We start from the raw sequence: 24,409 nt of genomic DNA on the forward strand, positions 1-24,409 counted from the left end.
TCCTGGTGAAAACGGAGGTCAGGCGTGCTGCGCGAGCAGGCGTTCCTGCTTCGATTGTCCGCGGATCAGCACCGCGAGCAGCGTGACGCCGATGATGTCGAACAGGCCGAGACATGCGAACAGCGGCGCATAGCCGATCTTGTCGGCGAGCGCGCCGACCAGCAGCGAGAAGCCGAGGCCGCCGATCCACGCGGCCATCCCGGCGAAGCCGCTCGCGGTGCCGACTTCCTCGGGATCGAACACGTCGGCCGACAGCGTGTTGACGAGCGCGGAGATCATCTGGTGCGCGAAGCCGCCGACGCAGAACAGCGCAATCGCCGTGTACGGCGACGACACGAGCCCGATCATCGCGGGCCCGAGCATCAGCAGCGCGCCGAGCGCGACGCCCGCGACGCGCGACCACACGAGCGGCAGCTTGAAGCGATTCGCGAGGTACGGCGACAGGTAGCCGCCCGCGATGCCGCCGGCGTCGGCCGCGAGGAACGGCATCCACGCGAACACCGCGATCTGGGTGAGCGGCATGTGGCGCTCGGTGGCGAGGTACAGCGGAATCCAGAAGCTGAAGGTTTGCCACGCGGGTTCCGCGAAGAAGCGCGGCAGCGCGATCGCCCAGAAGCGCCGCGCGGTGACGACGTCGCGGATACGGCGCTTCGACACGGGCGGCATCGTGGCCTGGCCGTCGCGGATCAGCGTGCGCTCCTGCGGCGTGATGCGCGGATGGTCGGCCGGCGACCGGTACTGCGTGTACCAGAGGGCGGCCCAGACGAACCCGAGCGCGCCGGTGGCCATGAACGCGGCCTGCCAGCCGAACCGCATCGACAGGAACACGACGAGCGGCGGCGCGATCGCGGCGCCGAGCGACGTGCCCGCGTTGAAGTAGCCGACCGCGACGGATTTCTCGCGATCGGGAAACCATTCGGCGACGGCCTTCATCCCTGACGGAATCGCGGCGGCCTCGAACAGGCCCAGAAAGCCGCGCAGGATGCCGAGCGACAGCCAGCCCGACGCGAAGCCATGCGCGACGCCGACCACCGACCACAGCATCGCGAACAGCGCGAACCCGAGCCGCAACCCGATCAGGTCGACGATGAACCCGCATACAGGCTGCATGATCGTGTAGCCGATCTGGAACGCGCCGACGATGTACGAGTACTGCTGCGTCGAGATCGCGAACACCTGCTTGAGCTCGGGCGCGAGCACCGCGAGGGAATTCCGTGCGAGGTAGTTGAGGATCGTGCCGAGACACACGAGCACGATGATCCACCAGCGCAACGCCTTGACTGTCTTCACTGCTGTCTCCTGTCAGGGAGGGCGGGCGCGTGGCACCTGCCCGGTCCGTGAGGGCCACCCGTCGGGGGATGGCGTGTTTCGTTTTCGTTCGTATGATGTCTGATCTTGATGCGCGCCGGCTTTGCCGGCTTATATCGAAATCACGGTATTCGAGCGAACATTTCGTCGCCATTGAGTCGCAATGTTATCTGACGACTGATCATTTTCGAACATCCTATGTTCGAATGCGAATCTGGTCAACGTGAATCTGCATTCGAACGAACGTACTCGGGGTTTTCCCGATGAGCGGGGCGATCGCGCGAGCGGCGGCGCAGGTCCGCCGCTCGTCAAAGGCCCGTGCAGCGGGGCCGAACGATCGTCCGGACGGTCGGCGCACGCCGGATGGGGCGTGACAACCCTGATGAAAATTTATTTCTTTTCGGGAATCTGATTGTGTAAATTCATTTTCATCGAACCTTGCAACAACCCTTCGCATGACGCCTCTCGCTCCGCCCGATGTCAGTCACGACGAACCCGCGATCGCCGAGCGGATCGCATCGGCGATGCCGTTGATGACGCCGATTCACCGGCGCATGGGCGAATTCGTGCTCGCGAACCCGTTTCGCGCGGCGACGATGCGGATCGACGAGCTCGCGCAGGCGGTGAATGCGTCGATCGCGACCGCGAACCGCTTCGCGAAGGCGCTCGGTTTCGACGGCTATCCGGCGATGCGCGCGGCGCTCGTACGCGGCTTCGAGGCCACGCTCGGGCCGGTCGAGCGGCTGCGTTCCGCGCAGGAGCAGGAGCCCGGCGTACGCGGCGCGGCGTGGATCGATGCGGTGTTCGACCAGGCTGTCGCCAACATCGAGAACACGCGTGCGCAACTGGACGCGGCCGATGTCGAGGCGGCGGTCGAGGCGATCGTCGGCGCGCGCCGCGTGCTGATTCTCGGCGCCGGGTCGAGCGCGTTCCTCGCCGGGCTGATCGAGCACGGCCTGTCCGTCTGCCATGACAGCGTGCAGTCGCTCGCGTTGCTCGGCGGGCCTTCGCATGCGGCCCGGCGCCTGTACACGGCCGATTCGCGCGATCTCGTGATCGCGCTCGCGTTTCCGCGCTACGTGAAGGACACGATCGAGCTGGCCCGCCGTGCGGCGGCCCGCGGCGCGCGCGTGCTCGGCATCTCCGACGGCCCGCAATCGCCGCTCGCGCCGATCGCGTCGCTGAACCTGTACGTCAAGGCCGAACGGCGTTTCGCGGCCACGTCGGAAGCCGCGGTGCTGACGATGATCGAGGCGCTGATCGATGCGGTCGCGCTGCGCACCCACCGATCCGCGAAATCCGCCGCCGAGATGACCGAATTCCTGCTGCCGTGGCTCGTGCAGCCGCAAGCGGCGCTGCCGGCCGCCAACCCTTCTTCCCCACGTCCGAAAAAATCATGACTTCATCCGCGATCGTCGCGATTCACGGCGGCGCAGGCACGATCCTGCGCGAAGCGATGGATAGCGACACCGAACGTCGGTACCGCGCCGAACTCACCGCGATCCTGCAGGCCGCGCAACAGGTGCTGGCCGACGGCGGCAGCGCGCTCGACGCCGTCACCGTCGCGGTGCGGATGCTCGAGGATTGCCCGCTGTTCAACGCCGGGCGCGGCGCCGTCTATACGGCCGAAGGCAAGCACGAACTCGATGCGGCGGTCATGGACGGCGCGACGCTCGGCGCCGGCGCGATCTGCTGCGCGACGCGCGTGCGCAACCCGGTGCTCGCCGCGCGGCGCGTGATGGAGGCGAGCGAGCACGTGCTGTTCGCCGGCGCGGGCGCCGATGCGTTCGCGGCCGCGCAGGGGCTCGAACTCGCGGAACCCGGCTACTTCGACACCGAATCGCGGCATGCGCAGTGGGTGAAGGCGCGCGCGGCGGCCGGCATGATGCTCGACCACGACGCGGCCAGCTTCGCGTTCGGCGCTGCCGCACAACCCGCCGCACAAGTCGCCGAGCCGCTCGATCCGGACCGCAAGCACGGCACGGTCGGCGCGGTCGCGTGCGACCTGAACGGCCACATCGCGGCGGCGACGTCGACGGGCGGCATCACGAACAAGCAGCCGGGGCGCGTTGGCGATTCGCCGATCATCGGCGCCGGCTGTTACGCGGACGACGCGACCTGCGCGGTCTCCGCGACAGGTACCGGCGAGATGTTCATCCGGCTCGCGACCGCGCATGACGTGGCCGCGCAGATCGCGTATCGCGGCGCGTCGCTCGCCGACGCCGCGCACGACGTCGTGATGAACAAGCTGCCGCGCCTGGCGGGCCGCGGCGGGATCATCGCGGTCGACGCGCACGGCAACGTCGCGATGCCGTTCAACACCGAAGGGATGTATCGCGGCTACGCACGCGTCGGTGAAGCGCCGGTCGTCGGCATCTACCGCGACGACGCGGCCTGATCCGGATCGCACGAGGAGATACGCCATGACTTCGAGCCGTAACCCGTCGCCCCTGGCGCTGCCCGAGCAACGCGTGGTGGCCGTCGACGACCTGTCGGTGACGTTCCGCCGCGAAGGCGCGACGTTCGACGCGGTGCGCAACGTGTCGTTTCACGTCGATCGCGGCGAGACGCTCGCGATCGTCGGCGAATCGGGCTCGGGCAAGTCGGTCACGTCGCTCGCGCTGATGCGGCTCGTCGAGCACGGCGGCGGCGAGATCACGAGCGGCCGGATCGCGTTCCGGCGCCGTGGCGGCGCGCTGGTCGATCTCGCGCGGGCGAGCGCCGCGACGATGCGCGGCATCCGCGGCGCGGACATCGCGATGATCTTCCAGGAGCCGATGACGTCGCTGAACCCGGTGTTCAGCGTCGGCGACCAGATCAGCGAGGCGATCGCGCTGCACCAGTCGAAGGGCGCGGCCGAAGCCCGCGCGGAAGCGCTGCGGCTGCTCGATCTCGTGCGCATCCCCGAAGCGCGCCGCGTGTTCGCGCGCTATCCGCACCAGTTGTCGGGCGGGATGCGGCAGCGCGTGATGATCGCGATGGCGCTGTCGTGCCGGCCCGCGCTGCTGATCGCCGACGAGCCGACGACCGCGCTCGACGTGACGATCCAGGCGCAGATCCTGCAACTGGTGCGCGGGTTGCAGGACGAAATGAACATGGGCGTGATCTTCATCACGCACGACATGGGCGTGGTGGCCGAAGTGGCCGACCGCGTGCTCGTGATGTATCGCGGTGAGAAGGTGGAGGAGGGCGAGTCGGAGCGCATCTTCGCGACGCCCGCGCATCGCTACACGCGGGCGCTGCTCGCGGCCGTGCCGCGGCTTGGCTCGATGCAGGGCACCGACGCGCCCGAGAAATTCCCGCTGCTGAAGGTGGACGGCACGCGCGCGACGGCCGAGGCTCCGACCGCGGCGTCCGCCGCGAACGACGCTCAGCCGCCCGTCGATCACGCCGCGCCGCCGATCCTGCGCGTGCGTGATCTCGTCACGCGCTTTCCGGTGAAGAGCGGCGTGTTCGGCCGCGTGTCGCAGTACGTGCACGCGGTCGAACGCGTGAGCTTCGAGCTGCGCGCGGGCGAGACGCTCGCGCTCGTCGGCGAATCGGGCTGCGGCAAGTCGACCACCGGCCGTTCGCTGTTGCGTCTCGTCGAATCGCAAAGCGGCTCGATCGAATTCGACGGCCGCGACATCAGCGCGCTGAAGGGTTCGGACCTGCAGGCGCTGCGCCGCAACATCCAGTTCATCTTCCAGGATCCGTTCGCGTCGCTGAACCCGCGCCTGACCGTCGGCTTCTCGATCATGGAGCCGCTGCTCGTGCACGGCGTTGCGAGCGGCCGTGAAGCACAGGCGCGCGTCGACTGGCTGCTCGAGAAGGTCGGCCTGCCGCCTGAGGCCGCGCGCCGCTATCCGCACGAATTCTCGGGCGGCCAGCGCCAGCGGATCGCGATCGCGCGCGCGCTCGCGCTGAACCCGAAGGTCGTGATCGCCGACGAGTCGGTGTCGGCGCTCGACGTGTCGGTACAGGCGCAGATCGTCAACCTGATGCTCGACCTGCAGCGCGAGCTCGGCGTCGCGTACCTGTTCATCTCGCACGACATGGCGGTGGTCGAGCGCATCAGCCATCGCGTCGCGGTGATGTATCTCGGCCAGATCGTCGAGATCGGCCCGCGCCGCGCGGTGTTCGAGGCGCCGCAACATCCGTACACGAAGAAGCTGATGAGTGCGGTGCCGGTGGCCGACCCCGCGCGCCGGCATGCGCCGCGCCAGCTTGCCGCGGACGAGATTCCGAGCCCGATCCGCGCGGTCGGCGACGAGCCGGTCGTCGCGCCGCTCGTCGCGGTCGGCCCCGATCATTACGTCGCGACGCATCGCGTCGGCGGCGCGTATTGAACGCGCGGGAGGTTGATATGGACCGAAGCTGCGCACGAGCAAGGCAACGGCGGCTTTTTCCCGAGACGGGGCAGTCACGCCGCGATTTCCACCACGCGTTACCGAATCATCCACAGGAGCCCAGCAAGATGAACAAGCCGTATTCGTTCCCGATGTTCCGTCCGCGCGCGCTGTTCGCCGCGGGGGCCGGCGCGCTCGCGCTGTCGGTCGCGGTGCCCGCGTTCGCGCAGCAGAACGTCGTGGTCGCCGTGTACTCGACGTTTACGACGATGGACCCGTACGACGCGAACGATACGGTGTCGCAGGCTGTCGTCAAGTCGTTCTACGAAGGTCTGTTCGGTTTCGACCGGAACATGAAGCTCGTCAACGTGCTCGCGACCAGCTATACGGCGTCGCCGGACGCGAAGGTGTACACGGTCAAGCTGCGCCAGGGCGTGAAATTCCACGACGGCACCGACTTCAATGCCGCCGCGGTGAAGGCGAATTTCGACCGCGTGACCGATCCGGCGAACAAGCTGAAACGGTACGGCCTGTTCCGGGTGATCGAGAAGACCGAAGTGGTCGATCCGAACACCGTGCGGTTCACGTTGCGCGAGCCGTTCTCGGCGTTTATCAACACGCTCGCGCACCCGTCCGCGGTGATGATTTCGCCGGCCGCGCTGAAGAAGTGGGGGCGTGACGTGTCGCTGCATCCGGTCGGCACCGGGCCCTTCGAGTTCGTCGAATGGAAGCAGACCGACGACATGAAGGTGAAGAAATTCGCCGGTTACTGGAAGAAGGGGTATCCGAAGGTCGACGCGATCGACTGGAAGCCGGTGGTCGACAACAACACGCGCGCCGCGCTGATCAAGACCGGCGAGGCCGATTTCGCGTTCACGATTCCGTTCGAGCAGGCGACCGATCTGAAGAGCAATCCGAAGGTGGACCTGATCGAGGCGCCGTCGATCATCCAGCGCTACATTTCGCTGAACACGCGGCAAAAGCCGTTCGATAACCCGAAGGTGCGCGAAGCGCTGAACTACGCGGTCAACAAGGAGGCGCTCGCGAAGGTCGTGTTCGCCGGTTACGCGACGCCACAGACGGGCGTGGCGCCGACGGGCGTCGAATACGCAACGAAACTCGGGCCCTGGCCGTATGACCCGGCGAAGGCGCGTGCGCTGCTGAAGGAGGCTGGCTATCCGAACGGCTTCGAATCGACGCTGTGGTCCGCCTACAATCACACGACGGCGCAGAAGGTGATCCAGTTCGTCCAGCAGCAGCTCGCGCAGGTCGGCGTGAAGGTGCAGGTACAGGCGCTCGAGGCCGGCGAGCGGGTCGCTCGCGTGGAGAGCGCCCAGGATGCGGCGAAGGCGCCGGTGCGGATGTACTACAGCGGCTGGTCGGCGTCGACCGGCGAGGCGAACTGGGCCCTGTCGCCGCTGCTTGCTTCGGAGTCGGCGCCGCCGAAACTGTACAACACGGCGTACTACAAGAACGGCCTGGTCGATGACGATCTCGCGCAGGCACTCTCCACGACCGATCGCGCGAAGAAGGCCAGCCTCTACGCCGACGCGCAGAAGCAGATCTGGGCCGACGCGCCGTGGATCTTCCTCGTGCAGGAGAAGATCGTCTACGCACGCAGCAAGCGCCTGCAGGGCATGTACGTGATGCCGGACGGCTCATTCAACTTCGACGAAATCTCGGTGAAATGACGCCGGTTCACCTGCCACGCGGCGCCGGCGGTGCAATCCGCCGGCGCGTTGACCCGATCGGTGCCCCATGCTGAATTTTCTCGTCAAACGCCTGTTCGGCCTGCTGCCCACGCTCGCGATCGTCGCGGTGCTGGTGTTCCTGTTCGTGCACCTGCTGCCCGGCGACCCGGCGCGGCTCGCGGCCGGCCCCGAAGCCGACGACGCGACGGTCGCGCTCGTGCGTGCCGATCTCGGGCTCGACAAGCCCATGCCGACCCAGTTCGCGAACTTCTTCGTGAAGATCGCGCACGGCGATTTCGGTGTGTCGACGCGGAGCAAGCGACCGGTGTCGACCGAGATCGGCGAGCGTTTCATGCCGACGCTGCTGCTCACGCTCGTCAGCATGGTGTGGGCGACGGCGTTCGGGATGGCGATCGGGATCGCGTCGGCGGTCTGGCGCAATCGCTGGCCCGACCGCCTCGGGATGACACTCGCGGTGTCGGGCATCTCGTTTCCGGCATTCGCGCTCGGCATGCTGCTGATGGAAATTTTCTCGGTGAAGCTCGGCTGGCTGCCGGTCGTGCCGGACGGCACGTGGAAGAGCTACGTGCTGCCGTCGCTGACGCTCGGCGCCGCGGTCGCGGCGGTGATGGCGCGCTTCACGCGCGCGTCGTTCGTCGAGGTGCTCAACGAGGACTTCGTGCGCACCGCGCGGGCGAAGGGCGTGCACGAGCCGATGGTCGTGCTCAAGCACTGCCTGCGCAACGCGATGATTCCGGTCGTCACGATGATGGGGCTGCAGTTCGGCTTCCTGCTCGGCGGCTCGATCGTCGTCGAGGCCGTGTTCAACTGGCCGGGGCTCGGCCGCCTGCTGGTCGATGCGGTGACGATGCGCGACTACCCGGTGATCCAGGCGATCGTCCTGCTGTTCTCGCTCGAATTCATCCTGATCAACCTGACCGTCGACGTGCTGTACGCGGTCATCAACCCGACCATCCGGTTCAAGTGAGGCGCGCATGAACGCGACTGTCCAGCCCGCGGCGCCGGCCGCACCGACCGCGATCCGCACGCCGTGGCGCGAATTCTGGCGCAAGTTCCGCAAGCAGACCGTCGCGCTCGTCGCGGGTGGCTTCGTGCTCGCGCTCGTCGTGCTGGCGTTCGTCGGCCCGCACATCGTGCCGTTCGATCCGGAAAACTATTTCGACTACGACGCGCTGAACGCGGGGCCGTCGGCCGTGCACTGGTTCGGCGTCGATTCGCTCGGCCGCGACATCTTCAGCCGGATCGTCGCGGGCACGCGGATCTCGCTCGCGGCCGGCTTCTTCTCGGTGGCGCTCGGCGCGGTGATCGGCACGTTCTTCGGGCTGCTCGCGGGCTATTACGAAGGCTGGTGGGACCGCATCACGATGCGCGTGGCCGACGTGCTGTTCGCGTTCCCCGGCATCCTCCTCGCGATCGGCGTGGTCGCGATCCTCGGCAACGGGATGGTCAACGTGATCTGCGCGGTCGCGATCTTCAGCATCCCGGCGTTCGCACGGCTCGTGCGCGGCAACACGCTGGTGCTCAAGCACATGACCTACGTCGAGGCCGCGCGCAGCATCGGCGCGTCCGACTGGACGATCATCATGCGGCACATCCTGCCGGGCACCGTGTCGTCGGTCGTCGTCTACTTCACGATGCGGATCGGCACGTCGATCATCACCGCCGCGAGCCTGTCGTTCCTCGGGCTCGGCGCGCAGCCGCCGACGCCGGAGTGGGGCGCGATGCTCAACGAGGCGCGCGCGGACATGGTGACGGCGCCGCACATCGCGGTGTTCCCGAGCCTCGCGATCTTCCTGACCGTGCTCGCGTTCAACCTGCTCGGCGACGGGTTGCGCGACGCGCTCGACCCGAAGCTGGAGCGCCGTTGATGTCGGCTGCATCGATGTGGACGGCGACGCTGCCGGTCGGGCCGCGCGGCACGATCGCCGACGTGCCGGGCGTGACGGTCGGCCATTGCACGCTCGATGCCGGCAGCGTGCAGACCGGCGTGACCGTCGTGAAGCCGCATCCGGGCGACGTGTACCGCAGCAAGGTGCCGGCGGGGGCGGCCGTGATCAACGGGTTCGGCAAGAGCGTCGGGCTCGTGCAGGTCGACGAACTCGGCACGCTCGATACGCCGATCGCGCTGACCAATACGTTCGGCGTCGGCGCGGTCGCACAGGCGCAGATCCGCGCGGCGATCGCGGCGAATCCGCGGATCGGCCGCGACTGGTCGACCGTCAATCCGCTCGTGTTCGAATGCAACGATGGTTATCTGAACGACATCCAGGCGTTCGCGGTCACCGCCGCGCATTACGACGTCGCGTGCCGCGCGGCGTCGCGCGACGTCGCACGCGGCGCGGTGGGCGCCGGGCGCGGGATGTCGTGCTTCGACCTGAAAGGCGGGATCGGTTCCGCGTCGCGCGTGGCCGTCGCGGCCGGCCGGCCCTATACGGTTGGCGCGCTCGTGCTCGCGAATTTCGGCCGGCTGCCGATGCTGACGCTCGGCGGCGTGCCGCTCGGGCGCATCGTCGCGCAACGGCGCGCGGCCGAAGCGGCCCACGCGGCGGCGCCCGAGCAGGGCTCGATCATCCTGTTGCTGGCCACCGATGCGCCGCTCGACGCGCGGCAACTGGCGCGGCTCGCACGCCGCGCGGGGGCGGGGCTGGCCCGCACGGGTTCCGTGTACGGGCATGGCAGCGGCGACATCGCGCTCGCCTTCTCGACCGCCTACACGATCGCGCACGACGCATCGACGATCGCGCTGCCGGCCCTCGTGGCCGATGCGGCGCTCGATCCGCTGTTCATGGCCGCGGCCGAAAGCATCGAGCACGCGATCGCCGACGCCTTGCTGCAGGCGGTGACGGTCGCCGGGCGCGACGGCCACGTGCGGCAAGCGCTGCGCGACGCGGTGCCCGATCTCGACCGGTTGTTCCACGAAGATAACGAAGGGCATCTGACCCAGTCATGAAGATCCTGATCTCGACCGACATCGAGGGCGTCGCCGGCGTATTCGCGACCGAACAGACGCGCGCCGGCAATCCGGAATACGAACGCGCACGCCGCTGGATGACCGCCGAGGCGAACGCGGCGATCGAAGGCGCGTTCGCGGGCGGCGCGCAGGCCATCTGGGTCAACGATTCGCATGGCGGCTATCGCAACCTGCTGCCCGACGGGCTCGATGCGCGGGCGCGCGTCGTGCTCGGCAAGCCGCGCACGCTCGGAATGATGGCGGGCCTCGAGCAGCAGCCCGATCTCGTGTTCATGATCGGCTATCACGCGAAATCGCAGACGCACGGCGTGCTCGCGCACACGATCAACAGCTTTGCGTTCACGCAGGTGTGGCTGAATGGCGTCGAGCTCGGCGAAGCCGGGCTGTACGGCGCGCTGGCGCGCGAATACGGCGCACACGTCGCGCTCGCGACCGGCGACGACGTATTCGCCGAGGAAACGCAGCCGCTGTTTCCGGACGCACGTTTCGAGACGGTCAAGACGGCCGGCGGCACATCGAGCGGCGAGACGCTCACACCGTCCGCATCGTGCGCCCGGATCGCGACCGCGGCGCGCGAGACGGTCGCGCAGGCGCTGTCGTCCGGCCGGCGCGCGGGCGCCCATCGGCCCGCGCCGACCGCCTGCACGCTGCGCGTACAGACGGCCGCGCTCGCCGACCTCTTCTGCGTGCTACCGTCGCTCGAGCGCGTCGATGCGGTGACGCTGCGCTTCGACGGGCCGTCGGTCGAGCACGTGGTGCGCACGCTGAACAGCCTGTCGGCGATGTCGTTCATGCTGCGGTGATGCGTGCCGCGACGATGCCGCCGGCGCGCGGCCGGTCAGCCGATCGCGACGGGGCGGGCCGTCGCGGCGAGCAGGAATGCTTCCATCGCCGCGACCAGCGCGAGCGGGGTTTCGTTCATCGGATAATGGCCGGCATTGCGCAGCACGTCGACGCTGGCGAGCGGATACCGCCGCAGGTAGGTGCGAGCCATCAGCGCCGCGTCGAACGCCGGATCGTGCTCGCCGATCAGTACCTTGACCGGATGGATGCCTGTGATCTCTTCGCTGAAATCCGTATCGGCCCACGCGCGGAAGTATGCGGCGAATGCCCGCGCCGACGAACAGGCTGCCGAATACGCGGCTTTCCACTCGATCCAGGCGGCGGGCAGCCGGTTGCCGGTGCTGCGGTCGATGATGGTCCGGCGATCGGCGAGGTGGTCGGCGGCCCGCTCGAATAGCGCGCGTCGCGCGGCGTCGAACGGCAGGCCGCCGCACGGCACGGGTGCGATCGCCACCAGCGCGCGCACGCGGTCGGGCGCGATGGCGGCGATCTTCTCGATCGCCATGCCGCCCATCGAATGGCCGACGAGACTGAAGGTCGGAAAGCCGAGCGCGTCGGCGAGCGCGAGCGTATCGGCGGCGATCTCGTCGATCGTGTAGTTGCCGTGTGCGTCGCGCATACGGCCGTAACCTCGGTAGTCCATGAATACATAGCTGAAGTGCTCGCGCGACAGCCAGGCTTCGAGCGGTTCGAACGCGCGGGCGTCGCCGAACCAGCCGTGCAGCACGAGAACAGGGTGGGGGCCTTCCCCCACGCGATGAAACGTATTGGGCATGTCCGCTCCGATGAGGTTGTCATCCGGCCGATCGGGCCGGCGGGTGTCGCGGCCGCGAGGTCGCGCAACGGTGGAGCGGATCGTAGATCGTTCGAAGGCGACCCGCCTTCGATATCGGGTCATTGATGATGGAATTCGGGCCGTGAGAAATACGCTGCTAGATCCCTACGAACACATTCCCCGGAGCGTGGTCGTGCTCGCCAACGACTTTGCGGCTGGCACGACGTTTCCGGATCACGCGCACGTGCGCGGGCAATTCGCGTTCGCGTCGCGCGGCACGATCAGCGTGTCGACGCCGCACGGGCGCTGGCTGGTGCCGCCGCAGCGTGCGTGCTGGGTGCCGGCCGGCGTGCGGCACGAAATGACGATGACCGGGCCGGTCACGATGCTCAATGCATTCGTGTCCGTCGACGCTGCGGAGGCGGCCGGACTGCCGGCCCAGTGCGGCGTGTATGGCGTGTCGCCGTTGCTGCGACAACTGCTCGACGATGCGATCGACCTGCCGGCCATGTACGACGTCGACGGTCGCGCGGGCAAGCTGATGGATCTGATGGTCGCGGAAATCGCGACGATGCCGCGCCTGTCGCTGCATGCGCCGCTGCCGGCCGATGCGCGGCTGGCGAAGGTGTGCCGGCACCTGTTCGCGGCGCCGTCGATCGACGCCGATCTCGACCGGGTCGCGGCGGACGCAGGCGTGAGCCGCCGCACGTTCACGCGGCAGTTCCGCGCACAGACGGGCGTGAGTTTTGCCGCCTGGCGCCAGCAGGTCTGCATGCTCGCGGCGATTGCCCGCCTGACCGACGGGCAGCCGGTGACGCGCGTGGCGCTCGATCTCGGCTACGCGAGCGCGAGTGCGTTCACGTCGGCGTTTCGCCGCATTCTCGGCGACACGCCGAGCCGCTATCTCGAGATTCGTCGCTAGCCGGACGCCGCCAAAAAATACGCGTCCGCCAACTTCGGCCAGACGCGTTTAAAGGCACTCTGTCTGAAAAAAATGCGCGGGCCGCCTCGGGGGGCAGCGTCGCGCACGATGCATGTCATTGTTGCTTCGTCCGATTTAATCCTGTCTGCTCGTTGCGGATAACGAAGCATACGCCGCATAACGCGCAAACGATATCGTGTCGACCCGCCGATTGATGTGCTGTCGCAGCATACGTTTCAATGGCGCGTTCGATATCGGGGCGGGAAACCGATGACGACGGGCATCCGCGGCCCTGTTGGTCACAATGCAGTGCATCATCGAATGATGGCGACGCCGTGCGCAAAAACGCCGTGTGGCGCGATGCCCGTCGGTATCGCGCCACACGGCGAAGCGGTTGCACCCGAAGCCGTCAAGCGTCGGCGCGTGCGTGCGTCAAACGTCGAAGAACACGGTTTCTTCCGGCCCCTGCATGCGGATGTCGAAGCGGTAGACGATCGGCCGGCCCGGCTGCGCGTCGCGCTTCGCGACGAGCGTCGCGCGGCGCTCGGCCGGCACCGCGTTCAGCACGGGGTCGATCGCGTTCGCGGCGGCTTCGTCGTCGAAGTACACGCGTGTGAACGCATGGGTGAGGATGCCGCGCATCATCACGGTCACGTTGATGTGCGGCGCCTCGTCGGCGGCGACGCGGCCCGGCTTCACCGTCTCGACGACGAAGCGCTGCTGCGGGTCGGTGCCCGTGCCGACTCGCGCGAAGCCCGTGAAGCCGGATTTCGCGATGTCGTCGCGCGACGCGGGGTAGCGGCCCGCGCCATCCACCTGCGTGAATTCGAGCACCGCGTCACCGACCACGTTGCCGTCGCCGTCGAACACCTGCCCGACCAGCAGCACATGCTCGCCCTCGGCGTGCGCCGCGGCGATCGTCGGCGTGAACAGGCTTTTCAGGTCGTAGTCGTATTGTTGCGGGCACAGGCCGTACGCGAAGTACGGGCCGACCGTCTGCGAAGGGGTTTGCTTCAGCGTCGTCATGGTTCAGCGCTCCATCGGGGTGGCGTCGCGGCCGCGCAGCACGATGTCGAATTCGTAGCCGAGCGCATAGCCTTCTTCGGTGATGTCCATCGAGAAGCGCGAGATCAGGCGCTCGCGCGCGGCTTCCGGCGTGCCCTGGAAGATCGGGTCGTACGCGAGCAGCGGATCGCCGGGGAAGTACATCTGCGTGACGAGACGCGAGCCGAAGTAATCGCCGAACAGCGAGAAGTGGATGTGATTCGGGCGCCACGCGTTCGGATGGTTGCCCCACGGATACGCGCCGGGCTTGATCGTCAGGAAGCGGTAGCGGCCTTCGTCGTCGGTCAGGCAGCGGCCCGCGCCGAGGAAGTTCGGGTCGAGCGGCGCGTCGTGCTGGTCGACCTTATGCACGTAGCGGCCGGCCGCGTTGGCCTGCCACACCTCGACGAGCGTGTTGCGCACGGGCTTGCCGCCTTCGTCGAGCACGCGGCCGGTGACGACCATCCGCTCGCCGAGCGGCTCGCCGTTCTTCACGGCGTTCTTCGTCAGGTCGTGGTCGAGCGCGCCGAGATCTTCCGCGCCGTAGACGGGCGCGTACTGGTCGCGCAGTTTTTCCTTCAGCGGGATCAGCGGGCGGGTCGGGCCGCGCTTCACGGATGAACGGTACTCGGGGTGAACATAGGCCGGATGCGACGGCCAGTCGCGCGGCGTGAGGATCGTGGGGGAATCCATCGGGCGTCTCCTGGTAAGTATTGGGCGAGGTGGATGGCAAGACTTTAGCCAATCCGGAAAGTTATGAAAAATGACCTTTTCTCGCGAATCGCATAACCATTCGTTATGTGCGTCCCCGTAATGAAAAATCCGCCGAACAGGAAGCCCGTCCGGCGGAAAAAAGCGATCGGGCTTCGCGTCGTCGGTGACGACCCCGTGCACGGCCCTCCAGCCAGCCCGTCGCTGTTTTTTGTCGTTCGTTCTCGTTGTTATCCGGTCTCCCCGAGCGCGCCCGTCGTCAGGGATGGCGGGGATCGAACACGATCCCGTCGAATTCGAGCGCCAGCGTGCCGCTGCGCAGCAGGGCCGACGGTGTCGCCGCGTGGCCGGCACCGAGCACGTCGGTCACGTACTGCGCGCAGAAGCCGCGGCGCGCGCGCAGGTTGAAGCGGCTGCCGAGCAGCGCGTCTATTCGCTGCTCGGCCAGCGCATGGATGCGGCGTTGCGCGTCGGCCGACGCTGCCGCGACGCGCCGCGCCAGCGCGATGCGTCCGCCGTCGGTACGGGCGACGAAGCGCGACAGCGGCGTGAGCTTCGTCCACGCGAACACCGTGGGCTCGGCGATCACCGGTTCGTCGCCCGACGTATCGACGACGATGCCGAAGCGGTTGGCCCACGTGCCGGCCGAGCCGGCCGTGGCATCCGGTGCACCGGCCGGCACGCGGATGAACACGAGATCGCCGACGCGCGCGCCGGCGGCCAGCGTGCGCACGGTGGCGAGCGGCATCGTGCGATCGGTGTCGCGTGCATCGCGTGGTGCGGTGAGGTGTGGTTCGCAGGCGGCTGTGTCGATTCGGGTGGTCATTTCGGCTCCGTCGTTGCATGACAGGACGGAGCGGATTATGCAGACAAGTATCCAAAAGTGCTGATGTAGATGCGTGAGTAGCCTAATATCCGACCTCGAGCATCATTTTTTGATACCGACATGACCGAGACTGCCCAACTCATCGAAACGCTGAAGCGCCAGCTCAAGGCGCAGGGAATGACTTACCGGGACGTCGCGCGTGCGCTCGACGTTTCCGAGACGAGCGTGAAGCGGCTGTTCGCGAGCGGCCGCTTCACGCTGGAGCGCGTCGCGGAGATCGCGCAGCTGCTCGGCTATACGCTCGCCGAGCTCGTGCAGGAAGCATCGGCGTCCGCGCCGCGCCTGCGCGTGCTGACCGAGCAGCAGGAGGCATTGCTCGTGTCGGACGAGAAGCTGCTGCTGGTCGCCGTCTGCGCGATCAACTACTGGACCGTGCAGGACATCGTGACGGCTTATCGGCTCACGCGGGCCGAGTGCGTGAAATACCTGCTGATGCTCGACCGGATGAGCGTGATCGCGCTGCTGCCCGGCGACCGGATTCGCGTGCGGGTCGCGCGCGATTTCGACTGGCTGCCGGGCGGCCCGATCCGCCGTTACTTCCACGCGCACGTGCTCGACGACTTTCTCGGTAGCCGCTTCGACGGCCCGGGCGAGACGATGACGTTCCTGCAGGGGATGCTGACGGACGCCGCCGCCGCGGAGCTCGAGCAGGAACTGCGGCGTCTCGCCAGCAAGGCGGCCGCGCTGCATGCGGAGTCGTCGTCCGCACCGCTCGGGCAGAAGCACGGCACGGCCCTGCTGATCGCGAAACGGATCTGGGAGCCGACGGGATTCCACGCGCTGCGGCGTCACGGATGACGCCGAGCCGAACGCTTGGGCCTTTCCGGAAAGTTATGCAAAATGACGGTTCATCGTCATTCGCATAACCATCCGTTATGAATAACCGTATCGCCGACGGCCGCGTCAAATTCCGGCACCTGCAATGCTTTCTCGCGGTCGCGCAGTTGGGCGGCGTGCAGAAGGCGGCCGAAAGCCTGTCGATCACGCAACCGGCCGTGTCGAAGACGATCGCCGAGCTCGAGGCGATCCTCGGCGTGAAGCTGTTCGAGCGCGGCCGGCACGGCGCGCAGCCCACCCGCGAAGCGCAACTGTTCATGCCGCACGCGAATGCGTGCGTGCTGGCGCTGCGGCAGGGCGTCGGGCTGCTGGCGCGCGAGGGCGGGGCGGCAACCGCGACGCTGGAAATCGGCATGCTGCCGACCGTCGCGGCCTCGCTCGCGCCGGCCTTGATGAAGGCGTTGACCGCGCGCTGGCCGCGCATCGTCGTGCGGATCGCGACGGCCGCGAACGCCGAGTTGCTCGAGCGCCTGAAAGCCGGGGCGATCGAATGCGCGATCGGGCGGCTGTCGGAGCCGGAGCGGATGATCGGGCTCGCGTTCGAGCAGTTGTACAACGAGCCGCTCGTCGCGGTCGTGCGCGCCGGGCATCCGCTGCTCGCGAGCGCGGCGCCGGCCGCCGAGCTGGCGCGCTATCCGGTCGTGCTGCCGCCGTTCGGCACGCTGATCCGCCAGTCCGCCGAGCAACTGCTCGGCGCATGCGGCGCGCCGCCGCTGGATTCGTTCATCGAGGTGCTGTCGGTATCGGTCGCGCGCGCGCTCGCGCTCGAGAGCGACGCGGTCTGGTTCGTGCCGCTCTATGCAGCCGAATACGATCTGTCGGCCGGTGCGCTGGCGCGCCTGCCGCTGCCGGCGGCGGGCACCGACGAGCCGGTCGGACTCGTGCTGCGTACCGATGCGCAGCCGTCGCCGGTCGCGCGGACGCTGATCGACGCGGTGCGCGACATCGCGCGGTCGCGGTTCGGCGATGCACGCCCGCACCGGGCGTCACGCACGGCGCGCAAGCCCGTTCGCGGCAAGCGTTGATCTCATCGGGCCCGGGGCGATCCACCGGGCCGATTTCCTTCGTTGCCGCAGGATTGGCCATCCGGTCAGTAGCCGTCGTCGGGGCGCTTGGCATATCGTATCATTTTTGATACGATGAGCGACAAGACGATGGCGAGACAGCAGATTCAGGTCACGCTCGGCGTGCGGTTCTTCCGGACGGCCCGCGGCCACGAGCCGGTGCGCGAATGGCTCCACGCGCTCGGGCAAGCGGAGCGAAGGGCGATCGGCGAAGAGATCAAGACCGTTCAACTCGGCTGGCCGCTCGGCATGCCGCTGGTCCGGAAGATGGCGAAGGATCTGTGGGAGATCCGCGTGACGGTGCCGGGGCGAAGCGCTCGCGTGCTGTTCACGGTCGTCGGCGACACGATGGTGCTGCTGCACGGCTTCTTCAAGCAGTCGCGGGGCACACCGTCGGACGATCTCGACGTGACCGTCGCGCGCCTGAAAGCGCTGACGCGCGCCATCTGAATTCCCCGGTTGCGCCGGCACGCACCGTCTCCGACGGTCGGGCAGCCGGCAACGCCATGCACCTGGAGTACGACATGACGACCACGAACAATCCGCATATCGGCAGCGATTTCGACGCCTTCCTCGAAGCGGACGGCAATCTCGAAGCGGCCACCGCCACCGCGATCAAGCGCGTGATCGCGTGGCAGATCGGGCAGGAAATGAAGGCGCAGCACATCACCAAAACCGCGATGGCCGCGCGGATGAAAACCAGCCGCGCCGCACTCAACCGCCTGCTGGACGAAACCGACACGAGCCTCACGCTGGCGACGCTCGCGAGCGCGGCTGCCGCGCTCGGCAAACGGCTCAGCTTCGAGCTGGTGCCGGCTTGAGCGGCGCGAACGATCGGCGCGCGGCCGGATCGGCGTGATGGTTCGCGCGACGGGCACGGCGAGCGGGGTAGCGTCGTCGACCCGCGGGCGCTTGCCGGGTCATCGACGCGGGCCGGTGATCTGCAGATAAAGCAACGCACCGCCCGCCAGCAGCAGCGGGCACAGGAAATACCAGCCGGTCGTCACGAACAGCCCGGCCACCGCAATCAGCGAAATCCACGCGCAGCGGTACGCGATGCCGCCGCGCGGCAGCAGCTTCAGCGCGGCTGCCGCACCGAGCCCGTACACCATCACGAAACATCCGGACGTCACGAGCACGAGCGGCTTCGGCCCGACGTCCGACAGCGCCGTGGCAGCCAGCGCGACGGCCGCCAGCACCGCGATCACGCCGAGGCTGCGACGCGGCACGCCGCCGACCTGGCTGCCCTGCGCAAGCCACGAAGGCAACGCGCCGTCGCGTCCGAGCGCGGCGCCGAGCTTGGCTGCACCGGCGAAATACGCGTTCATCGTGCCGAGCGTGAGCAGCAGCGCGGCGGCGGCGGCCAGCACCTGCGCATGGCCGCCGATGCCGCCCGCGATCAGTTCGGCGAGCGGCGCGCCCGATGCGCCCGCGGAAGGCCCGAGCACCGTCACGCTCGCGGCCGCAACCGACAGATACAGGAACCCGACGACCACGACCGCGATGCCGGCCGAGCGCGGCATGTCGTGCGCAGGCCGGCGGAATTCGGCGGCAAGGTGCGTGATGGCTTCCCAGCCGGCGAAGCTCCACACGAGCAGCGCGGCGGCCTGGCCGACCGCGAGCCAGCCGTGCGGGACGAACGGATGCAGGTTCGCGGCGCGCGCATGCGGCGCGGACGCAAGCACCGCGGCGAGCAGCAGCGCGACGAGCAGTGCCGACAACACGAGTTGCATGCGGCCCGACACGGTGACGCCGAATGCGTTCGCGGCCGATACGGTCGCGATCAGTGCGGCGGCGGTGACGACGACCGTCGTATGTCCGCCGCCCGTGACGGCCGCGACGTAGGCGCCGCCGAACATCGCGGCGGCCGGCGCGCCGGCCGGCACCGCGAAATAAAAGCACCAGCCGACGACGGCCGCGGCCTTCGGGCCGAATGCGCGCCGCGCGTAGGTCGATACGCCGCCCGCATCGGGATAGCGGGCGCCGAGTGCGGCGAAGGTGGCCGCGAGCGGCCCGGACAGCACGACGAGCGCGGCCCACGCGAGCAGCGAGGCGGGCCCGGCGACTTCGGCGGCGAGCGCGGGCAGCGCGATCACGCCGGTGCCGAGCACCGCGCCGATATAGAGTGCTGCGCCCTGGAAAATGGTCAGCGAACCCGCGTGATGGGCAGTGGGCGAATCGGCATGCGAAGGCATGAGCGGCAGTCTCCGGAAAGTTCTGTTTGTGTGGGCGACGTGCGGAAGTTCGCGCGGTCGATCGTCCGATGCTACCCGAACGATGGCGCCCGCGCGGCCCGGCGATCAGTAGTCCGGTGCCGCTTGCGTGTCAGCCGATGTCAGCAGGAACGCGCGAGCCGCAGACGTGCGTCCTCGCGTGCGGTGGGCGGCAGATCGGGCGCGTAGTGGAACGTACCCGATACCAGCGAGGCGACGGGCACGCCATCGCGAAACAGCACGCGATTGCCGGCCAGCGCCGGCACCTTGTCGCCGGGCAGCAGCGTGCCGGCGAGATTCAATGGGTCGGCGCCTGTCACGCACACATACTGCCCATCGCCCGGCTGCCGCCGCAGTTCGCGCAGGATCGGGATGGCCTCGGGCAGTGCGAACTGCTCGCCCGCGAGCCCGGCGACGAAGCGTCCGCCGCGAATCTCGCCGCGTGCTTCGAGGCGTTGCAGCACGCGCACGAGTTCGCGCCAGCTCGGCAGCCAGTCGGCTTCGCGTTCGAGCAGCCGCCAGAACACGACGCCGTAGCGGCGCAGCAGCGTCCACACGATATGTTCGAGCGCGTCCGGATCGGTCGTGGCGGGGCCGCGTTTCGATGCGTGCGCGTCGTCGTCGGGCTGCGAATGACGCTGCACGAGCGCCCAGCGGCCCGCGTCGTCCATCCCGCCGATCAGCGCGCCGCCGCGCCGCGTGCGAGGCGCATAGGTCGCGCTGCGCTTGACGGCCGGCTTCAGCAGCGCGCGCAGGCCCGCGTAGCTGTCCGCATTTACCAGGCCGGCCGACACAAGTTCGCCGAGCGCCTGTTCGAGCTCGACGGGCAGCATATGCAGATCGTCGAGCAGCGCATCGAAGAACATCGCGCCGTGCGTGGCGAGCGCGTCGCGCACTTGCGTGGCGCGCGCGGACAGTGCCGGTTGCGCATCAGGGTCACGCAGCGCCTGCCATGCGGAAAGATGGCGGCGCGGCAGCAGCACGATCGGCGTCGTCTTCACGGGCGTGCCGGCCGCGCGCGCCGGCGCGCCGATGCGGGTCCACACCAGCTTGCCCGAGCGGCACAGCTCGTCGAGGCCGCCCGCCGTGTAATCGGTGAGCCGCGCGGGCAGCAGCGCGTCTTCCCATGCGCTCGCCGCGGCCTCGTAGCCTTCGAGCTGTTCGACCACGGCTGCCAGCGCGTCGCGCCCGGTGCCGCGCGTGTCGGGTGTCAGGTGCTGCCAGTGGAACAGGAAGCGCATGAAATCGGCGCGTTCGACCGGTTCGATCTCGCGGCGCAGCCGCTTCACCGTATAGCGATGAATGCGCGCGAGCAGATGGCGTTCGCACCATTCGTCGGTCGTCGCGCCCGGCGTGAAGCGGCCGCGCATCACGTAGCCTTCGCGCTCCAGCGCGGCGAGCGCCGTCGCGATCGACGCGGGCGGCAGGTCGAGCGGCGCGGCGATCGCATTGAGCGTGAGCGGCCCGAAGCCGGTGAGCCGCGCGCGGATCACGTCGACGAGCGCCGCATCGGCTTCCCACGGCTGCGCGCACGCGGCCGGCACCTTGAGCGCGGGTGTCGCGCGGGCGTCCGGATGCAGCGCCCGCACGCAGACGAGCCGCTCGACCGGCACCCACAGCGCGGCGCCGCCCGGCGTCGCGAGTTTCGTCGCGCGGCGGCGTTCCGCGAGTTCCGCGAGTCGCTCGGGCCAGCCTGCGTGGGCGTGCGCCTCGTCGTCGGCGACGCAGGCGAGGGTGAGCAGCGCATCGTGCATTTCGTCGGCGTCGCGCACGAGCGGCCACGCTTCGTCGCGTACCGCATCGATCGCGTCGGCATCGAGCGCGCCGAGATCGTCGGCCGTTTCGGGGTCGCTCCAGCGGCGCGACTGCACGGCCTGCGTGCGCCGCTCCTCGAGCGGCGCATCGTCGAGGAACGCGTAGGGCTTTGCGTTCAGGATCTCGGCCGCGAGCGGCGACGGCGCGGGCAAGTCGCGCGCGACGAGCTCGATCGCGCCGCTTTCGATCCGGCGCAGCAGCGCGAGCCAGCCGTCGGTGTCCATCGCGTCGTGCAGGCAATCGTCGAGTGTCTGGTCGACGAGCGGGTGATGCGGAATCTCGCGTTCGCCGACGATGTTCTCGAGGCACGCGACCTGGTCGGGAAACACCGTCGCGAGCAGATCGTCGCTCTTCATCCGCTGCAGTTGCGGTGCGGTGCGCCGGCCGCCGGTGAAACGCGGCAGCGCGAGCGCGGTGGTCGCGTTCCAGCGCCAGCGCACGCCGAACATCGGCGCATCGAGCAACGCCTGGATCAGCACGTGCTCGGCGCTGGCCGAACGCAGGTAGCGCCACACCTCGTCGAGCGCGAAGCTGTGCGCAAGCGACAGCGACAGGATGATCGCGTCGTCGGTTGCAGCGGCCTGCAATTCGAAGTTGAAGTTGCGACAGAAGCGCTTGCGCAGCGCGAGCCCCCATGCGCGGTTGATGCGGCTGCCGAACGGCGAATGGATCACGAGCTGCGTGCCGCCCGATTCGTCGAAGAACCGCTCCATCACGAGCGTGTCCTGCGTCGGCAATGCGCCGAGCGCGGCGCGGGTGCGGGCGAGGTAGTCGGCGATCTGGCGCGCGGCGTCGGGCGACAGGCGCAGATCGTCGACGAGCCAGCGCAACGCGGGCGCGAGGCGGCTTTCGGTGGGAGCGAGCGCGGCGCCGCCGGGCGCGTTGTCGGGCGAGGTGGGCGGCGCGTCAGTCTCGGCGGCCATCGGTCGGGATTTGCCGCGGGTGGTCGTCTTGCCGGCCTCGGTGACGTTCGCGTGCTTCGCCGCGTCGGTCCGCGCATGCCGGTCGCCGTCGGCGAACAGCCCGTCGAGCCGCGCACGCAGCCGGCCGACCGCCGCCGACAGTTCATCGCTGCGCCCGAGCCCCTCGCCGAGCCAGAACGGAATGCTCGGCGATTGGCCCTGCGCATCCTCGACGCGCACGCGGCCCGTTTCCACGCGAATGATCCGGTACGACTGGTTGCCGAGCTGGAACACGTCGCCGGCCAGGCTCTCGATCGCGAAATCCTCGTTGACGGTGCCGACCTGGATGCCCTGCGGCTCGAGCAGCACCGCGTAGTCGGCCATGTCGGGGATCGTGCCGCCGGAAGTGGTCGCGGTCATCATCGCGTTGCGGCGGCCCCGCACGGTGCCGCCGACCACGTCGCGGTGCAGGTACGCGCCGCGCACGCCGCGACGGCTCGTGAACCCTTCGGCGAGCATCTTCATCACTTCGTCGAAGCGTTCGCGCGCGAGCCGCGCGTACGGCGCGGCGCGCGTGAAGCTCGCATACAACGCGTCTTCCTGCCATTCCGCGCACGCGACTTCGGCGACGATCTGCTGCGCGAGCACGTCGAGCGGCGCTTCGGGAATCCGCAGCGCATCGAGTTCGCCGCGCTGCACGCAATCGAGCAGCGCCGCGCATTCGACCAGCTCGTCGCGCGACAGCGGAAAGAGCCGCCCCTTCGGCACGCCGCCGACGTGGTGTCCCGAGCGGCCGACACGTTGCAGGAACGGCGCGATGCCGCGCGGCGAGCCGACCTGGCAGACGAGATCGACGTCGCCGATGTCGATGCCGAGTTCGAGCGACGCGGTCGCGACGAGCAGCTTCAGTTCGCCGCGCTTCAGGCGCTGCTCGGCGTCGAAGCGGTGCTCCTTCGCGAGACTGCCGTGATGCGCGGCGATCGCGTCCTTGCCGAGCCGGTCGGCGAGATGGCGTGCCATGCGCTCGGCGGTACGCCGCGTGTTGACGAACACCAGCGTCGTGCGATGCGCGGCCGCGAGCCCGGCGATGCGGTCGTACACCTGTTCCCACACGTCGGTCGCCATCACCGGTTCGAGCGGCACGTTCGGCAGTTCGAGCGCGAGGTCGCGCTCGCGCGTGTGGCCGGTGTCGACGATCGCGCAATCGCGCGGCGCGTCGGCCGGCCCGCCGACGAGGAAGCGCGCGACCGCGTCGATCGGCTTTTGCGTGGCCGATAGCCCGATGCGCGGCAGCGCGCGCCCGGTCAACGCGTCGAGGCGTTCGAGCGACAGCGCGAGATGGCTGCCGCGCTTGGACGACGCCAGCGCATGGATTTCGTCGACGATGACCGAGCGCACGTTCGACAGCATCTGCCGCCCCGACGTGGACGACAGCAGCACGTACAGCGATTCGGGTGTCGTGACGAGGATGTGCGGCGCGCGCTTGCGCAACGCGGCGCGCTCGGCCTGCGTCGTGTCGCCGGTGCGCACCGCGGTGCGGATCGCCGGCACCGGCAGGCCGAGCTGCGCGAGCGATTCCGCGATGCCGGCGAGCGGCGCGTCGAGGTTCACGTGGATGTCGTTCGACAGCGCCTTCAGCGGCGACACGTAGACGACCAGCGTCGCATCGGGCAGCGTGCCGTCGTGCGCGAGCGCATCGCGCACCAGATCGTCGAGCGCGCACAGGAACGCGGTGAGCGTCTTGCCGGAGCCGGTCGGCGCGGCCACGAGCGTCGAGCGGCCGGCCTTGATGTGCGGCCACGCGAGCGCCTGCGCGCCGGTCGGCGCGGCGAACGTGCGTGTGAACCACGCGGCGACGGCCGGGTGGAACACGTCGAGCGCACGGGCGGCAGGGCGGGTAGCGGTGACGTCCATCGGAGCGTTGAAATAGGGTGCGAGCGGGGTGCGAGCGCGCGGACGCATCGCACGCGAATCGAATCGTCAGTGTGCCAGACGTCACGGGCGCGTGCCGGGCATGCGTGCCGACGATTCACACTCAGGTGGGGGCCCGCGGCGCGCTTTCAATGGACCGAAAGTTG

General features: G+C 68.8%; 20 protein-coding genes. 13 read left to right on the forward strand and 7 right to left on the reverse strand.

Annotated elements, in window-relative coordinates; all coding sequences use genetic code 11:
- Nucleotides 1-18: 18 nt before the first annotated feature.
- The gene (locus tag HWX07_RS27760) at nucleotides 19-1,290 is read right to left on the reverse strand and encodes an MFS transporter (RefSeq protein WP_175878453.1); all 1,272 of its coding nucleotides are present in this window, start codon (nucleotides 1,288-1,290) and stop codon (nucleotides 19-21) included.
- 473 nt (nucleotides 1,291-1,763) lie between these two features.
- Between HWX07_RS27760 and HWX07_RS27765 the strand changes: the two genes are divergently transcribed.
- The 8 genes from HWX07_RS27765 to HWX07_RS27800 all read left to right on the forward strand — a co-directional run bounded on the left by HWX07_RS27765 (nucleotide 1,764) and on the right by HWX07_RS27800 (nucleotide 11,122).
- The gene (locus HWX07_RS27765) at nucleotides 1,764-2,708 is read left to right on the forward strand and encodes a MurR/RpiR family transcriptional regulator (protein ID WP_012338312.1); all 945 of its coding nucleotides are present in this window, start codon (nucleotides 1,764-1,766) and stop codon (nucleotides 2,706-2,708) included.
- A complete protein-coding gene (locus HWX07_RS27770) occupies nucleotides 2,705-3,706 on the forward strand; it encodes an isoaspartyl peptidase/L-asparaginase (protein ID WP_175878454.1) in 1,002 nt (333 codons plus the stop codon). The genes HWX07_RS27765 and HWX07_RS27770 overlap by 4 nt, the downstream gene beginning before the upstream one ends.
- A 25-nt stretch (nucleotides 3,707-3,731) precedes the next feature.
- Nucleotides 3,732-5,636: a dipeptide ABC transporter ATP-binding protein gene (locus HWX07_RS27775; protein ID WP_175878455.1), complete on the forward strand. Its 1,905-nt coding sequence runs from the start codon at nucleotides 3,732-3,734 to the stop codon at nucleotides 5,634-5,636.
- A 128-nt stretch (nucleotides 5,637-5,764) separates the two neighbouring features.
- Nucleotides 5,765-7,327, forward strand: a complete 1,563-nt coding sequence (gsiB, locus tag HWX07_RS27780; protein WP_175878456.1) for a glutathione ABC transporter substrate-binding protein GsiB — start codon at nucleotides 5,765-5,767, stop codon at nucleotides 7,325-7,327.
- Nucleotides 7,328-7,394: 67 nt separating this feature from the next.
- A complete protein-coding gene (gsiC, locus tag HWX07_RS27785; RefSeq protein ID WP_175878457.1) occupies nucleotides 7,395-8,315 on the forward strand; it encodes a glutathione ABC transporter permease GsiC in 921 nt (306 codons plus the stop codon).
- Between the two features lie 7 nt (nucleotides 8,316-8,322).
- Nucleotides 8,323-9,216 (forward strand): glutathione ABC transporter permease GsiD, encoded by an 894-nt coding sequence (gene gsiD, locus HWX07_RS27790; protein WP_175878458.1) that lies wholly within the window; start codon nucleotides 8,323-8,325, stop codon nucleotides 9,214-9,216.
- Entirely contained in the window at nucleotides 9,216-10,298 is a 1,083-nt protein-coding gene (locus tag HWX07_RS27795; RefSeq protein ID WP_175878459.1) for a P1 family peptidase, read from the forward strand. The genes gsiD and HWX07_RS27795 overlap by 1 nt, the downstream gene beginning before the upstream one ends.
- Nucleotides 10,295-11,122 (forward strand): M55 family metallopeptidase, encoded by an 828-nt coding sequence (locus HWX07_RS27800; protein ID WP_175878460.1) that lies wholly within the window; start codon nucleotides 10,295-10,297, stop codon nucleotides 11,120-11,122. Before HWX07_RS27795 ends, HWX07_RS27800 begins: the two co-directional genes overlap by 4 nt.
- 35 nt (nucleotides 11,123-11,157) lie before the next feature.
- Here the strand turns inward: HWX07_RS27800 and HWX07_RS27805 are convergent, their stop codons facing one another.
- Nucleotides 11,158-11,937 carry an alpha/beta hydrolase gene (locus HWX07_RS27805; RefSeq protein ID WP_012338305.1) on the reverse strand — a complete coding sequence of 260 codons (780 nt, stop codon included), beginning with the start codon at nucleotides 11,935-11,937 and terminating at the stop codon, nucleotides 11,158-11,160.
- 142 nt (nucleotides 11,938-12,079) lie between these two features.
- Here HWX07_RS27805 and HWX07_RS27810 point away from each other — a divergent pair, with 142 nt between their 5' ends.
- Nucleotides 12,080-12,859, forward strand: a complete 780-nt coding sequence (locus tag HWX07_RS27810; protein ID WP_175878461.1) for a helix-turn-helix transcriptional regulator — start codon at nucleotides 12,080-12,082, stop codon at nucleotides 12,857-12,859.
- A gap of 432 nt (nucleotides 12,860-13,291) precedes the next feature.
- Here the strand turns inward: HWX07_RS27810 and pcaG are convergent, their stop codons facing one another.
- From pcaG to HWX07_RS27825, 3 genes are all read right to left on the reverse strand, one after another.
- Complete coding sequence (pcaG, locus tag HWX07_RS27815; protein ID WP_175878462.1) at nucleotides 13,292-13,885, reverse strand: protocatechuate 3,4-dioxygenase subunit alpha; 594 nt, start codon at nucleotides 13,883-13,885, stop codon at nucleotides 13,292-13,294.
- A gap of 3 nt (nucleotides 13,886-13,888) precedes the next feature.
- Nucleotides 13,889-14,596, reverse strand: coding sequence for a protocatechuate 3,4-dioxygenase subunit beta (pcaH, locus tag HWX07_RS27820; RefSeq protein ID WP_011547893.1), 708 nt, complete (start codon nucleotides 14,594-14,596; stop codon nucleotides 13,889-13,891).
- A gap of 277 nt (nucleotides 14,597-14,873) precedes the next feature.
- Complete coding sequence (locus HWX07_RS27825; protein WP_175878463.1) at nucleotides 14,874-15,440, reverse strand: YiiX/YebB-like N1pC/P60 family cysteine hydrolase; 567 nt, start codon at nucleotides 15,438-15,440, stop codon at nucleotides 14,874-14,876.
- 120 nt (nucleotides 15,441-15,560) lie between these two features.
- On the opposite strand from HWX07_RS27825, the gene HWX07_RS27830 reads away from it, so the two are divergent.
- The 4 genes from HWX07_RS27830 to HWX07_RS27845 all read left to right on the forward strand — a co-directional run bounded on the left by HWX07_RS27830 (nucleotide 15,561) and on the right by HWX07_RS27845 (nucleotide 18,222).
- Complete coding sequence (locus HWX07_RS27830) at nucleotides 15,561-16,298, forward strand: helix-turn-helix transcriptional regulator (protein WP_175878464.1); 738 nt, start codon at nucleotides 15,561-15,563, stop codon at nucleotides 16,296-16,298.
- 77 nt (nucleotides 16,299-16,375) lie between these two features.
- Nucleotides 16,376-17,362 carry a pca operon transcription factor PcaQ gene (gene pcaQ, locus HWX07_RS27835; RefSeq protein ID WP_175878465.1) on the forward strand — a complete coding sequence of 329 codons (987 nt, stop codon included), beginning with the start codon at nucleotides 16,376-16,378 and terminating at the stop codon, nucleotides 17,360-17,362.
- Nucleotides 17,363-17,491: 129 nt separating this feature from the next.
- Nucleotides 17,492-17,851, forward strand: a complete 360-nt coding sequence (locus HWX07_RS27840) for a type II toxin-antitoxin system RelE/ParE family toxin (protein ID WP_175878618.1) — start codon at nucleotides 17,492-17,494, stop codon at nucleotides 17,849-17,851.
- A gap of 74 nt (nucleotides 17,852-17,925) precedes the next feature.
- Nucleotides 17,926-18,222 (forward strand): XRE family transcriptional regulator, encoded by a 297-nt coding sequence (locus HWX07_RS27845; protein ID WP_012338300.1) that lies wholly within the window; start codon nucleotides 17,926-17,928, stop codon nucleotides 18,220-18,222.
- 99 nt (nucleotides 18,223-18,321) lie between these two features.
- Here HWX07_RS27845 and HWX07_RS27850 read toward each other — a convergent pair whose 3' ends face one another.
- The gene (locus HWX07_RS27850) at nucleotides 18,322-19,596 is read right to left on the reverse strand and encodes an amino acid permease (protein ID WP_175878466.1); all 1,275 of its coding nucleotides are present in this window, start codon (nucleotides 19,594-19,596) and stop codon (nucleotides 18,322-18,324) included.
- A 140-nt stretch (nucleotides 19,597-19,736) separates the two neighbouring features.
- Nucleotides 19,737-24,245, reverse strand: a complete 4,509-nt coding sequence (locus HWX07_RS27855; protein WP_175878467.1) for a DEAD/DEAH box helicase — start codon at nucleotides 24,243-24,245, stop codon at nucleotides 19,737-19,739.
- Nucleotides 24,246-24,409: the final 164 nt, after the last annotated feature.

Source organism: Burkholderia sp. BCC0097 (assembly GCF_902832985.1).
GTDB lineage: Bacteria > Pseudomonadota > Gammaproteobacteria > Burkholderiales > Burkholderiaceae > Burkholderia > Burkholderia orbicola.